Source organism: Luteimonas campi (genome assembly GCF_051162505.1).
In the GTDB taxonomy this organism is placed as follows: Bacteria; Pseudomonadota; Gammaproteobacteria; order Xanthomonadales; family Xanthomonadaceae; genus Luteimonas.
In genome coordinates, this window is record NZ_JBNWEM010000002.1 from 348,159 (window position 1) to 362,525 (window position 14,367).

7 protein-coding genes are annotated in these 14,367 nt (G+C 64.5%); all 7 read right to left on the reverse strand.

Translation table 11 applies throughout. From position 1 onward, the window contains the following. Window positions 1–14 precede the first annotated feature (14 nt). Window positions 15–1,031, reverse strand: a complete 1,017-nt coding sequence (ahr, locus tag ACQYVW_RS06655; RefSeq protein ID WP_434946429.1) for an NADPH-dependent aldehyde reductase Ahr — start codon at window positions 1,029–1,031, stop codon at window positions 15–17. Window positions 1,032–1,380: 349 nt separating this feature from the next. Beyond that, window positions 1,381–3,495 carry an Atxe2 family lasso peptide isopeptidase gene (locus ACQYVW_RS06660; protein WP_434946859.1) on the reverse strand — a complete coding sequence of 705 codons (2,115 nt, stop codon included), beginning with the start codon at window positions 3,493–3,495 and terminating at the stop codon, window positions 1,381–1,383. Between the two features lie 167 nt (window positions 3,496–3,662). After that, entirely contained in the window at window positions 3,663–6,335 is a 2,673-nt protein-coding gene (locus ACQYVW_RS06665) for a TonB-dependent receptor domain-containing protein (protein WP_434946430.1), read from the reverse strand. 125 nt (window positions 6,336–6,460) lie between these two features. Next, complete coding sequence (locus ACQYVW_RS06670; RefSeq protein ID WP_434946431.1) at window positions 6,461–7,540, reverse strand: FecR family protein; 1,080 nt, start codon at window positions 7,538–7,540, stop codon at window positions 6,461–6,463. Further along, a complete protein-coding gene (locus ACQYVW_RS06675; protein ID WP_434946432.1) occupies window positions 7,482–8,051 on the reverse strand; it encodes an RNA polymerase sigma factor in 570 nt (189 codons plus the stop codon). Before ACQYVW_RS06675 ends, ACQYVW_RS06670 begins: the two co-directional genes overlap by 59 nt. Before the next feature lie 279 nt (window positions 8,052–8,330). Beyond that, the gene (locus ACQYVW_RS06680; protein WP_434946433.1) at window positions 8,331–8,951 is read right to left on the reverse strand and encodes a YoaK family protein; all 621 of its coding nucleotides are present in this window, start codon (window positions 8,949–8,951) and stop codon (window positions 8,331–8,333) included. 859 nt (window positions 8,952–9,810) lie between these two features. After that, the gene (locus tag ACQYVW_RS06685) at window positions 9,811–14,139 is read right to left on the reverse strand and encodes an RHS repeat-associated core domain-containing protein (protein ID WP_434946434.1); all 4,329 of its coding nucleotides are present in this window, start codon (window positions 14,137–14,139) and stop codon (window positions 9,811–9,813) included. Window positions 14,140–14,367: the final 228 nt, after the last annotated feature.

Consider the following 14,367-nt stretch of genomic DNA (forward strand, 5'->3'; position numbering starts at 1 on the left):
GCCTCAAGCCGCGATCAGAAATCCGCGTCCAGCACGATCCGGTAGCGGGCCTTGCCGGCGCGCAGGTGGTCCAGCGCGTCGTTGACCCGGCTCATCGGGAAGTGCTCGGTCTGCGGCGCCACGCCATGGCGGGCGGCGAAGCCGAGCATCGTGTCGATCGCGCCGCGCGAGCCGGTGGGCGAACCCGACAGCGCCTTCTGCCCCGAGATCAGCGAGAACGCCGGCACCGCGATCGGCTCCAGCGGCACGCCCACCACGTGCAGCCGCCCCTTGGGCGCCAGCGCCGCGACCAGGCCGGGCCAGTCCAGCGAGGCGTTCACCGTGTCGATGATCAGGTCGAACGTGCCGGCCAACTGCTTCAGCGCCGCGGCATCGCCGGTGGTGACCACGCGGTGCGCGCCGAACGCGCGCGCCTCCTCTTCCTTCGAGGCGCTGGTGGTGAACGCGGTGACCTCGCAGCCCCAGGCGCGGCAGAACTTCAGCGCCATGTGGCCCAGCCCGCCGATGCCGACCACGCCGACCCGCGCGGTGGGCGCGATGCCCAGCTCGCGCAGCGGCGCGAACACGGTGATGCCGCCGCACAGCAGCGGGCCGGACTCGGCGGCGTCCAAGCGGTCGGGCAGCGGCGCCACCCACACCCAGTGCGCGCGCACCTTCTCGGCGAAGGCGCCATGCCGCCCGGCGATGGTCGCCTGCACCTCGGGGCACAGGTGCTGGTCGCCGGCCAGGCAGGCCGCGCAGTGCAGGCAGCTGCGCGCGTTCCAGCCCAGGCCCACGCGCTGGCCCAGCGCCACGCCCCGGGCGTGTTCGCCCAGCGCCGTCACCCGTCCCACCGCCTCGTGGCCGGGCACGAACGGATAGGCGGTGAAGCCCCATTCGTTGTCCAGCATCGACAGGTCGGAATGGCAGAGGCCGCAGTGCTCGACCGTGATCTCGACCTCGTCGGCGCCCAGCGGGCCGGGGTCGTACTCGAAGGGTTCCAGCGGGGCGCCGGCTTTGGGGGCGGCCCAGGCGCGGTAGGGGGTGGTCATGGTGGACGCTCGATCGGCGGGACGTATCCGACACGATACGCCTCCGGCGCGGCCGTAATCGGTCATGGGTACCGTGAGGTGTCCCTCGCGGGAGCAAGCCGCCGTTCCAGCCACTCCCGACCTGGCACTGGTTGCCGATCCCCGGAATTCCTGCAGGCCTGGATGCTTCGCCCTGCAACCAGATGCCGGAACCGATGCACCACGCGCTGCGCCCGTCGCACGATCTAAAAATGCGCCCAGCCGACACGCGAGGTCGCCGGCCGCGGCCTCGCTCGTCCATGGGTCCATGCTTCGATCGGCTCACCTGCGATGGATCATCGCAGCGCCCGGCTCGGGCGGACGGCGCGCGTCACGGCGATGCGTCGGTGCAATACCAGGGCAGCCCCGCGCCTGATTCCCGGCCGTCATCGCAGCGCGCGCCGCGCATCGACCGCCAGACTCCGTACTGGTCGCGCTTGCGCGCATCGTCGTCCTCGATGCCCTGCAGCCAGAACCGGAACCAGTCGAGGTTGCGCTCGTACACCGCGAGCTTGTGGCGCGGCTGGAACTTCTGGTGCGGTTCGTGCGGGAAGACGTACAGGTCCAAGCGCTGCCGCCGGATCAACGGAACCAGGTAATCGATCCCGTGCATGTATTCCTGTTCCGGGATCTGCACGAGCGACGGCGTGCGAAACGCGTCGATGGCGAAAGTGGGCGACAGCAGCTTCCAGCGCTCCGGCGTCTCCCCCGGCGGACCCAGCTGCCAGAAGCGCTGCATGCGGGCGTCGTGCGCCTCCTCGCCCAGGCTCTTGAGGAGGCTGCCGGTCGGGGACGACGCCGGAGAGCTCTGCGAGGTGGCAACCAGCGCATCCGAATACCGGGCCATCCACATCGAGACCTCGGATCCGAAGCTCAGGCCACCCATCCCGACGCGTGCCGGATCGATCTCACCCTGGCCGGCCAGCACGTCCACCACCGATTCGACCGCGGTCAGCCCCTGCTGGTAGCGGACGTAGGCGTCGTCGTCGTAGGGCGCCGCGTTGATGCACAGGGCGGCGATGCCGTGACCGGGGAACGTCGGCAGCGGCCACTCGTCTCCCACGCTTCCGCGCAGGAAGCCGCGACAGCGGTAGTACACGACGAACAGCGGCGGCGGCCTGCCGTCGACGACCGGGGCCGGAAAGAAATACCCGGTGTAGCGCCGGTCCTGGTCGTCGGTCCAGGTGATGTACCGCACGTCGACCGACGCGGTCATGTCCTGCGCGAGCAGCGCGTTGGGCGCGAACAGGACCGTCCTCGCCCCCGACACCAGGTCCACCCGTTCCAGCCTCGGCGGCGCGTCCGAGTCTGCGGCGACGCAGAGCATGGCGGCGGTCGTGACCGCGCACGGGTCGGTCACCCCCCATCGTCCCCCGCCGACCAGCTGGCCGCGCGAGTGCACGACGGGACGGACGCTGCCATCGGCGACGTTCCACCGGTACACCGACTGGTGAGGCTCGCCCTCCGGTTCGGTGACCGTGAACACGACCTCGTCGCTGTCCGGCCGCCAGGCGACGCCCGTGATCCGCTTGCCCGTGCAGGCGTCATGCGTGCATCGCACCGGCCGCCGGGACGTGCGATCCGGCAACACCGACAGACCGATCGGCGCCTGCAGGGCACTTCGCGCCGGCGCGTCGGTGGGTCGGAGGATCGCGATCCTGCCGCTCTCCTCGTTCTCCGCGACCGCGTTGACTCCGCCCAGCACCGCCGGCAGATCCACTCCCGCCAGCGGAGCGGCGGGCGCGGCATCGGCCGCGACCTCGCGTGTCTCCCACGTGCCGAGGTCGAGTGCACGCCAGCGATCGGGTGCGTCCGCCAGCAGCGGCAGCAGCTCGAAGTCGTTCTTGAGGCGCTGGGTGGCGAGCCGTCCCTCGTGGAAGCCCGAGCGGAACAGATTCTGCCCGAGGAAGACCGACCGGTCGATGCGGATGCCACGATCGTATTCCGACAGTTCCGCGTCGACGACCGCCTGCCGCGTCGCGCCCACGCTGTAGAACAGCGTGTCGCCTGCAGCACTCAGCCGGAAACTGCGCACGTTGGCCGTTTCATGCGTCAACTGCTCGGTGCGCGAACCGTCCGCGGCCGCGCGCCAGACGTCGATCCTGCCATCGTGGACCGCGCGGAAGTAGATCCAGCGTCCGTCAGGGGACCACGCGGCCCGCTCGGGCCGCGACCCGCCACCGCCGTCGGGAAGCATGTCGCCACCCTCGCCCAGGCGCCGCGGGGGCGTCGTGCCGTCGACCGGCTGCACGTACCAGACGGTGCGATAGGTATTGCGCTCGATCGTCGCCTGCTCGGTTCGGAAGGCCACCAGGCTGCCGTTCGGCGAGACCGCGACATTGTTGATGTCCACCACTTCCACCAGCTGGCGGATGGTCGCGGACGACGCATCCAGGCAGGGAAGCAGCAGGCCGAGCAATGCGCAGCAATTGAGTACACGCATCATCTTCAAAAGAGATATCTCCACGCAGACAGGCTTGTGTCGGTCGTGGTGGTCGCCATCCGGCATTCCAGGCTCGCACCGCGCGGCGCAACTGGCGCCAGGGACGCAGCAGACGGACAGCGACCACGCACCGTGCCTGCAGCAGGCAGCTGCATCGCACGGCGGCACCTTCACCAGCGCTTGGTCACCGACAAGCTCACGAATCGCCCGATGGACGTATAGTTCGTCGAGTCGTACGGCGCATTGGTTGCGGACGTCACGGCGTAGAGCGGCGGCGCACGATCGAGAAGGTTCTGGGCCGCCAACTCGAACGAGAGGCCTGCAAGAGGACCCTCGACAGGCGATGTGTCAAAACGCATGGTCGTGTCGAAGGTCGTGAACGAACCTCCTTTGGTCCTGTCGGCCGGATTGATCACGCCGCTCTTGTAGTTTCCGAACAGCGACGCGGTGAAGCCGCCCTGGCTCCAGACCGTGCCCACGCGACCGTTGACCTTGGCCGGATAGAACAGGACGCCCGATCCATCGAAGGCCGCCGAGGTCGGGGTCAATGCCTGTTCGATGTCCAGCCAGCTCAGAGAGCCGCGCAACGACAGCCGGCCGGCGCCCGCATCGAACCGGTAGGCGCCCGACAGGTCGACCCCTTCGACCCGCTGCACAGTGGCGTTGACGAAGCGGTTCTCGATGATCGCCACCAGCGATTCGGGGTCGTAGTCTGCACCCGTGTAGTTGGCGAACTGCGTGCTCCCGATCACGGCCGCCTGTTCCGCGGCGCTTGGGAAGTAGCGGATGAAATCCGCATACGTCGAGGAACTCAACAGCTCGCCCGTGCTGGTGATCGGCTGGATGATGCGATCGGTGTAGTCGATGTGGAACGCCGTCAGTTCCGCTTCCAGACCCGGAAGCGACGCGGGGTGCATCGCGATCGAAGCGATCCACGTCCGCGCCCGTTCCGGGCTCAGTCCGCGGTTGCCGCCATTGACGTACAAGGCGGTGGCGCCCGGTCCGAAACCGGCGCCGCCGAAGGTGGCGGCCGGATAGAGATAGCTGAACTGCCCGATGTAGCCCTGGTACAGCGTGGGCGCCTTGAACGATTTGCCCCAGGACGCCTTCATCGTCCAGTCGGCGGTCGGCGAGTAGATCAGCCCGACCTTCGGAGTCGTCACGCGGCCGTAGCTGTCGTAGTCCTCGGTCCGCAAGGCCGCGGTCATCGACAGTCGGTGCGCCCACCTGGCCGTCTGCGCGGGGCCGACCAGCGGGATGTCCAGCTCGACGTACGCGAAGCGGCTGCCTTCATCGCCGTCGGCGGTCACCCGGTCGTTGAACAGGTAGAGGAAGTCGTTGTGCCGATAGCCGGCGCCGATCGCCGCTCTCGCATCGCCCCCGGGCGCCGTCCACACCGGACCCTCGGCACCGATCTCGTACATGCGGCTCTCGTTGCCGTAGCGGTAGCCGAACCGGGAGGTCGCGCCGGTCGCATTGACGATCTGGTTGGTGTTGCGGGTGGTGTCGTCCTTGCCGAGAGATGCGCTCGCATCGAGCAGCCAGTCGCCGGGCAGCGCGAACACGATGCCGGGGGACAGCAGCGATGTCGTGGTCTCGGTCGGCAGCCGGAAATGGAACGTTGTGTAGCCCACGCGCGTCTGCATGTCCCGTTCGGTCCTCAGCGCATCCAGGCGCAGTTCGACCGAATCGCCGAGGGACTGGTGGATGCTGAGCAGCCCACTTCGCAGGTCCGCCTCCTGATACAGGGTCGACGGGACGTACATTGCCTGCGCGTAGTCTCGCTGGTCGGAGCGGATCGGATCGTTGCTGGCCTTCTTCACTGTCGCGATCAGGCCACCACTCGCCCAGGCCGACCCCGCGGTGAGGGTGTACTCGCGGGTGGCCAGCCCTCCCTGGGTCGCTTCCCCGTAGCGCGCGCCAACGGCCACGCCATCGAAGTCGCGCTTGAGCAGGACGTTGACGACGCCACCGACCGCATCGGAGCCGTAGATGGCGGAGGCGCCATCGGTGACCGCCTCGATCCGGTCCACCGCCTCGACCGGAATCGCGCTGATGTCGACCGATTGCGCGTAGCCGCCGTAGGACATGCGCCTCCCGTTGAGCAACGTCAATGTCGCGTCCTGCCCGATGCCGCGCAGGTTCACGGAGGATCCGCCGGTGGTGTTCACATTGAAGAAGCCACCGCCTTCGGCGCCTGCGCTCACGCCCGGGTTCTGCCCGCCGCTGAAGTTCTGCGACATGCTGCGTACGACCTGGCCGAGATCGGAAAATCCCTCCTCCTGGATGCGTTCGGCGCCGATGGTGATCACCGGCGAGGGCGAGGTGCCGCCGCGGATGCGCGTACCGGTCACGGTCAGCTGCTGGAGTTCCTGGACCTCCGCTTCCGTCGACGAGCTCGTCGCCGGAGCGGCGGGCACGGTCGTCCGCGGTGGTGGCTCAGGCGCGGGCGCGGTGCTCCGGACGATCATCAGAGCACCGGACGGGTCGCGCCTGGCCGTGAAGCCGCTTCCCTCCAGCAACTGCTGCAGGGCCTGCTCGGCGGTCAACGTCCCGCGCACGCCCCGGGTGCGCAGACCCGCGAGCAGGTCTTCGCGATACGCCAGCTCCGCGCCCGACTGGCGGGTGAGCGCCTGGAGACTGGCGACGAGGTCCCCGGCAGGAATGTCGAGGCGCGTGGGCTCGGCGGCCTGCGCTGTCAGCGCCAGCGACAGTGAACAGGCCATGGCCAGCATGGCCGCGCGAAGCGGTCTGGTCTTACGCATCGATCTGTGATCCCCGGGAAAGGCCCCACCGCGAGGCCATGTACAACCCGGGACGCGGGCGCGATGGAAGTCCCCCAAGCAAGTTGCAGCGATCCGGCAAGAAGACCCCCGCACGATGCGCCACATCGCGTCGACAGCCCGCGGCCGGCACGTTCCGTGCCTGCCAGCATACGGTCTCGCTCGCGCTCACGTGAGTTGCGGGCTCACTGCGCGCGCAAGCGCGTCTCGCCGTCGCCGCGTTCGGCCCTGAGGCCAAATCCCTGCTCGAGCACGCGCACGAAGGCATCGGTGTTGGTCCAGCGAAAGCTCCCCCCGACCGGGATGGAAGCGATCCGCGGATCGGCCACGACCAGCTTGTGGGCGTTGTAGCGGTTGAACTCGGCCACCGCTTCGGACAGCGGCGTTCCATTGAACACGAGCAGTCCCCTCCGCCAGCTCAGCAGGTCGTCCAACTCGTCGGCCGATGACTGGCGCAGTCGGACGCCTGCGGCGTCGACGACCGCCACCATGCCCCCCACCAGCATCTTGGGCGTGCCTGCGTGCGCGCTGTCTTCCAGCCGCACGCGCCCCTCGGTCACGGCCACGCGCATGCCGGCCGCCCCGCGCCTCACCGAGAACTGCGTCCCCACCGCCACCACCCGGTGGCTGTCCGCGTCGACCGCGAACGGACGGTCCGGGTCCGACGCCACCTCGAAGAATGCCTCGCCCTGCAGCAGGGTCAGGCCACGCCTGCCGCGGGAGTAGGCCACCTCCATGCGGCTGTCGCTGCTGAGCTGGACCACCGAGCCATCGACCAGCACCACGCGCTGCGTCTCGCCCAGTGCAGTGACGTGCGTGGCCCGCTCGATACCGCCGAACTGCCACCAGGCGCTGATCCCGACCGCGAGACACAGGATCGCCGCCACCGCAGGCCATCGCCACGGCCGACGCGTCGGCGCCACCCGCCCGCGGAACACGACGCTGCGCAGGTCCTCCGCCTGCATCGGCAGGGGATCGTCCTCATGCCTCCCCGGCAATTCCGGCCACGCACCGGGCCGAGGCACCTCGCCCGTCGGCAGCCCTGCGCCCAACGCCTTCAGTCGGGCAGCGCGCTGCCAGCCCGCCTCGATGCGGATCCAGGCCACGCGGTGCGCCGTGGACGCATCCCGCCACGACCGAAACGCCGCCTGGTCAGCTTCGCTCCAGCCGGACTCGCGTCGTGCCAGCCATTCCGAAGCGGCGCGTTCAATCTCCGTAGTGTTCGCCATATGCGTACTCCTGTCGCAGTGGCAGCAGCGGCACATCGCTTCCCCCGAGCACCATGTCGGCGATGGCGCGCGTAGCCAGTGCGAGATGGTTCTCGGCGGTCTTCGGGCTGATGCCCATGCGTTCGGCGATCTCCCGCACCGGCAACTCTTCGACCCGGCGCAACCACAGCACTTCGCGCCGCTTCGCCGGAAGGCGGTCGAACGCCCTGACCAGCGCACGCAATTCGCGCTGCGCAGCAAGGCGCCGGTCCGGCGTAACCTCGTCCGTCAGGACGTGCAGCGCGTCCACTTCCCCCAAGGCCTCCAGCGGCACGACCCGGCTGCGGCGCCAGCGGTCGGTCATCAGGTTGCGTGCGCTCGTGAACAGCAGCGACTTCGGATGCTGTGGGCGCGCTACCGCGGCAGCCTCGTACACGCGCACGTATACGTCCTGGCGCAGGTCGGCCGCATCGTCGCGATGCGGCCACCACCGCAGCAGATAGCGCATCAGTGCCGCTTCGTGCACGAGGATCTCGCGCGCGAACCAGTCGTCCAGGTCGTCTTCCATGGAGATGAAGATAGCGCCGATCGCCGCGATCGCGCGCGCATTTTCTCCATGATCCCGCGCTCCAATGGAGTCCCGAACATTCGTTTGGGGGTCTCCACGCTTCGGTGCGTCCCGGCCTTGTTCAACAGCATGCGCGCACTCGGGATCCGCACATTCCCCATCGCATCCGACGGGGCCGATCGGGGGCGACAGCACCAGACGCTCAACCCCGGGCAACCGACCCTGCCGCGATTCGCCTCGCCAAGCCCGCAGCCGACGGATCCCATGCGGTGGGCACCCTCACGGCCGGCGCATCCACGACGCGTACGCCACGTAGCCGATGGCCACCGCAGCCGTGAGCACGGCCGGCACCAGCAGCGCGCGCTCGGCGATCGCGTCGAACAGGAACGCGCCCGCCAGCCCGCCCGCGAAGAATCCGAAGATGATCAGGGCGCACAACGCGATGCGCTTGCGGTCCGCAGGCGCGCCACGCAGCAGGTGGCCGATGCCGATGCCCAGGTCCGTGAACATCCCGGAGACGTGGGTGGTGCGAACGACGGCACCGCTGTAGGTGGAGGCCATTGCGTTCTGCAGCCCGCAGGCGAACGCCGCCATGAGCTGGGCGAGGGCGGCCGATCGCGACAGCACGATCACGGCGCCGAACAGCATCGCCGACTCCAGCGCCAGCGCCACGCCGTAGTGGCGGCCCAGCACCAGCGAGTCCCCCTGCACGATCATTCCGCTCAGCACCGCCCCGCCCAGGAAGGCGGCCAGCACGCTGGCGAAGTGCCCCGCACGGGAGAGATCCGCATCCGCCAGCGCGGCGCTCAGCAGGGTGGTGTTGCCGGTCAGGTGCGTCAGCGCCTGGTGATCCAGGCCCAGGATGCCGACCACGTTGACGATGCCGGCGATGAAAGCCATCGCCCATGCGCCTCCCCAAACCCACGGCGGTAGGCGGGAGATCACACGATAGCTCCCGATACGGTCGGGGCGGGACCGGGGCACCGGCGGATGCCCGACCGGGCCCCTCTGTTCTCGCGAGCCGCGGCATCCATCGTGGCCGAGCCGGCGCAACCGCCGGCGGATGCCGGCAGTGTCCGATGGCCACGATCATCCCGCCGTCTCATTCCCCGCGATTGTAATCCTGTATAGACGAGCGCCCGTGGCGTTCCACTCCAATGTCGTTGTCAGCCCGACCGCAGGTGACGCCGGAAGAATCGCTCGCTGCGGATCCACGCGCCACGGATGATGCACGCAAGCCCATACGCCTCGCACGCGGTGGCCCGGCCCCTTCCGCGCAAGCAAATTCCGCTTGCGCGACCCCCAGCGCCTTGCGGTCGGGCCGTCGGACGCCAATCGCGATCCGATCCCAGCGGATGCTGGGCGAGCGCCAGGCTCGATTCACAGCGTTGACGCTGGAGCGCCATTGGTCGTGTCGCTACTTTGCAGTGTAAGACCAAGCTCACTGTTATGAATGCGCATGGCTTCCGCCCACTCCTCCGCCCGCGCTTTTCTCTCACCTGAGGATGATTTCATGTGTCTGATCGTCACAATCTGGGAATTCACCGCGCTAGCGAGCACAGTTCGCGCCGTCATAAGGTCTCCTTCACTGATCGACGCCAATGCGTCAATCATTGACTCAACCATTAAGTTCTGAGACTCATTCGTGAACCTTTCGTATGTCAACGAACCTCTCTCAGATTTAGAAGCCACATACACAGAAGTAGCACCCACTACTAAGCCGAGCGAGAATATGATTATGTTCTTCACTTGCCCCTCATCATTCACAATTATCACATGGCTTACAGGCACCCAAACACTGCCGCATGGCGCGACGTAAATGCTGAAGATAAATAAAATAGTTAGTTGCCTGCATTTGTTCGCACAAACCTTCCCGCGGGCTAGTGTCGTGACCTAACACTGAGCATGAATCATCATCTAAATAATTTCCCGCGGCATCTTCGATCATATTTGTGTACTTTAATCTGCAATAGCTTTTGCACTCCTCCCCACATCCGTAATTTTTGTCGTAAAGGCTTGGACCACACATCATTCCGCGGATCGGATCGCAGTATTCACCAGGGCTGTCATCGAGGAGACCGAGCGGATCACGTCGCGCGATCGGATTCAGCTTCACATATGCAAAAGTTGAAATCCCGCCGTCGAGCCCAATCGGATCACTTTGGGCGTATCGACCAGTCGCAGGCTCATAGTCGCGGAAATAGTTGTAATTGAGATCGCTCGCCAAGTCGTAGCGCTGCCCAGGAAATCGCATGTCGAGTCTAAACGAGGTTCCGTCACCATCTGGATCCTGGTTCGGCGGACCGTTGCCAAACACCTCGCTCGCCAGATCCCAGTTCCACACCGCCACATTCCGGATCGGATCGATCACCGCTCTCGGCGTGCCCAGATGGTCCGGCTGCACGTAATGCAGGCGGTTCACGCCGGTTGCTCCGACGAGCAGTCCAACCGGGTTGTCGTCTAGCCAGATCGCCTGCTGCAGCGGAATGCCTGCGCCGTCGTAGTCACCCAACCATCTGCCGGCTTCGTCGTATAGGGTTGTCACATCATCGGTGCCTAGGTATCGGCGTACACGCTCGCCCTTGCCGCTGTAGGCGTAATGCATCGTGATCGTGCCGCCCTGCCGTACCTGGCTAAGCCGATTGGCCGCGTTGTAGATGAACTCCCTCGCGATGCCGACCGTTGCTGTGTTGCCCGCGGCATCGTAAGTCCGCGGCACACCGCCGACGCTCGCCAGACGGTGGCTGTCAGTTGGATATACGTAGGCCTGAGTTCCGCCCGCATTGGTGAACCCGGTGCGGTTGCCCGTCGCATCATAGTCGTAGCTCTCGATCGCCACGCCCGCCGCGCCGTCCCTGAACGCCGTCAGCCGGTTCAGGGCGTCGTAGTCGAAGGTGGCCCGTGATGGTTCGGCCAAGTCCGCGGTGCGCAGGGCCGTCAGGTTGCCGGCCGGATCGTAGCTGTAGCCCAGGTCCAGACCGCCGGTGGCGCTGTCGAGAATTGACTGCGGCCGGTAATCGAGATCATGGGCGCGGCTGAGGGTGCGGCCATTGCCGTAGGCCCATCCCGTGGCCGGCCCGAAGGGTGCGTAGCTGGCGTTGGTCAGCACCACTTCGCGTCTGCCGCCCGGCGAGGTCACCCCCACCTCCGTTACCCGGCCCTGCGCATCGCGTACGTAATCCGCTGCTGAGCCATCCGGGTAGGTTAGGCTGCTGAGCTGGCCGGACTTGGTATAGACGTAGAGCAGAGTGAAGGTCTGGCCGTTAGTGGCCTGCACCTTGCGAACCATCTGCCCGAAGCGGTCGTAGCAGTATCGCGTGCTACCGCTGGCGTAGGCCATCGCCGACAGGCGGCCGATGGCAAAGGTCTCGCCGGTGGCGCAGTCGGGCTGAACGGTGTCGTAGACGTAGGTGACGTTCTGGTCGGCCGCGCCGTCGTAGCCGATGCCGGTCAGGCGTTTGAGCGCGTCGTAGGCGTAGCTGCTGGCCTGGCCACGCGCGTCCACCTGACCGGTGCGGTTGCCGGCGCTGTCGTAGGTGTGGGTGGTGGGGCCGGTGTCGGGGCTGTCGAGCTGCAGCAGGTCGCCGAATGCGTTGTAGGTGTAACTGGTCTCCAGGCCCTTGGGGTCAGTCACCTTGGTCAGGTGGTCGAGGGCGTCGTACTCGAACGTTGTCTCTGCCTCGATGCCGCCCGTGTCCTGCAGAGTACGGATCAGGCGGTTGAGCGGGTCGTAGTCGTTCGACGTCGCCCGGCCCAGCGGGTCGGTAACCGTCTTAACGTTACCGTTGGGGTCGTAGGTGAAGTCAGTGGGGTTGTCGTCCGCGTCGGCCTGTGTGGACAGCTGGCCGAGCTGGTTGTAGAGGCGAGAGAGCGTGCGGCGTAGTGTGTCATTGGCATCACGGGTTTCCTCGGCGATACGGTTGCCCGCATTGTCGAGCGTGTACGTGATGGTGTTGCCGGCATTGTCGGTAATACCGGTCAACCGTTGCGCCAGGTCGTAAGCGTAGGTGGTAAAGGCGCCGTCCGGCTGCGTGACCTTCTTGACTAGGCCTGTCGGCCAATACTCAACGCGGGTGATGCGGTCATCGGTTTCGATACCATCGGCGGGGCCGCGAACTTTGGTGGCGGTCAACCAGCCACGCGGGTGGTACTCGTAGTCAGTAATGACTCCATTCGCATCCTTGACTGACAACGGGCGACCTGCCCCATCATATCGTAATGTCTCAGTGACTTGGCCTAAGGCGTTGGTGACTTTCCAAAGATCGCCTTTACGATACTCGCAGGTTGCCTGGGATGTGCCGCAGCTAATCGCGTCAGTCATGCGATAGACATAAGTCGTTCGATCAACCACATCTGACCTTGGACCGTCTACAGAGGTAATCAAACCAACCTGAGGACATAGCCCTAAATCAACTTGCGCTTGCTCACAGTAGGTTGTAGTTACCAATCGGGATACACCGGCGACAGGATCTGCAACTAATTGGGATAAATACTGTCCTCGGCTGTTGTATGTCCAATCAGTAGTCTTAACTACCGTTCCAACTGAATCCAGTATCCGAACTTGCAACGGCAGATCAAATGTTGAATGCCAGTCTGTTTCAGTAATTCGCACATCACCAAAGTTAACATCATTCTCCCTCCTACGTTGCTCCAATCCGCGCGCATTGTAGGTGTAGATCGTGTAGAAATCATTCCTTATCTGTTGACGAACATTCCCATCACTATCATAGGTGTACTGATTAAAATCAGAGACACAGTCTGAACAATGGGTTACGAGCAAGTTCAATCTGTATATCCCGTTAAACTTCGAGAATCGCCTCGTCTCCGTAGCTCCGAGTGGTGTCGTGATGTTCCAGCTGTCATCGCCAGAATCCGAAACGGACCATGCCTCAGAAGTGCCGCGAACCGTCTCAACCGGAACATCATTCACATACTTGTAAGTCGAGCTCCTATCTCCGTTCTCGTCCGTTATACCAGTCAAGTTCGTACTCAGCGTAGGTGCCGAATCGTGCGGAGGCTCATTGTAATGATAGATCTTCCCGGTACCGGCTGGAAACAAAACATGAGTCAATCTACCGAAAGAGTCTTGGGCATACACAAGGATCTCTGAGTTTCCGTCCGAAATGCCCTCTATATAACCGCCACTGTTGTAAGAGAAGAAAATGCCACGACCGTCTCCAGCGATGACGCTGGATATCCTGTCGAAGCCAGTGTCGCCTGGAGTGCCACCGGCATAGCTAATGCTCAGAACCTCTTCCGTCAGATCATTACGAACTTGCGTCAGTCGGCCTGCAGCGTCGAAAATTTTGGACTTTCTGGAATTGAAAGCACGAAACCGCCAACCCGCATGGGCTCCATCCGGCTCTAGAATATCTTCAAGCACATCACCTTTGCGTGCAGGATTGGACCACACACCATTGATCTTCCTGAAGTACGACCCGCCACCGTCTTCACGGCTCAACAGGACATACGCCGGCGCCGATACGCCATGGCTTATCACCTCAATTTTATCGCCGTAGCTATGAGACCAGTTAACTCCAATACTACTGCTGCGTGCGTTCGCATGGCTGTTGTAGAACCGCGAAAATGCCGGCTTTCCCTGAATATCATCCTCCCGCTGGTATTTACTCCTGACAGGAATATTGATTGGGTTGCCACAGGACGCCAGACACTCCGGCTCTCCGAGATTCTCTAGAGTATTTTCATAAGTCAGACCAGTCCAAATGTAGAAATTCGCACCGTAGCAGTAATCCTGCCTTACATCCGGACTCCTATAAATAACTCTTGCAAGGTGCGCCGTCGGCCCATAATCAAACTGCCCATCGAGAGGCAAATACTCAACGGTTCTAACCGCTGGCCTACAGTTTCGATCCGGATGCCAAGGCCCATTAGCCCATTCCGCCTGCATTTCCGGCCACCTTGCATCCGCCGCGGCGATAGCATCCGCAATCGATGGGAGCGGACCAAACGTTATGTCGTCAGCCGCTGCCGCGTAGTATTTTCCATCAGAGACCAATTGGTTCTGCGCACTGGTAGGTATCGAAACGAGCATGACCGAAATGCATAGCAAGATTGCATCAACACGCATCTTGACCTCCAAGTCGGAAAACCAGAAATAATATGGCCGAGGCTTTCGCAAAAGCCTACTAGACTTCTCCGCTGAGCGACAATCCTGAAAGCCTTAATACGACGCGCTCTTCGCTGGATTCGAGAGGCGCGATAGTTGCCAACCATGAATGCCTCATATGGGCGACGCTTGAAGCTGTAAAGCAGGATGACGCTCCTTTTCCCCGTCGACCGTCTCTGCGCGTTCCAG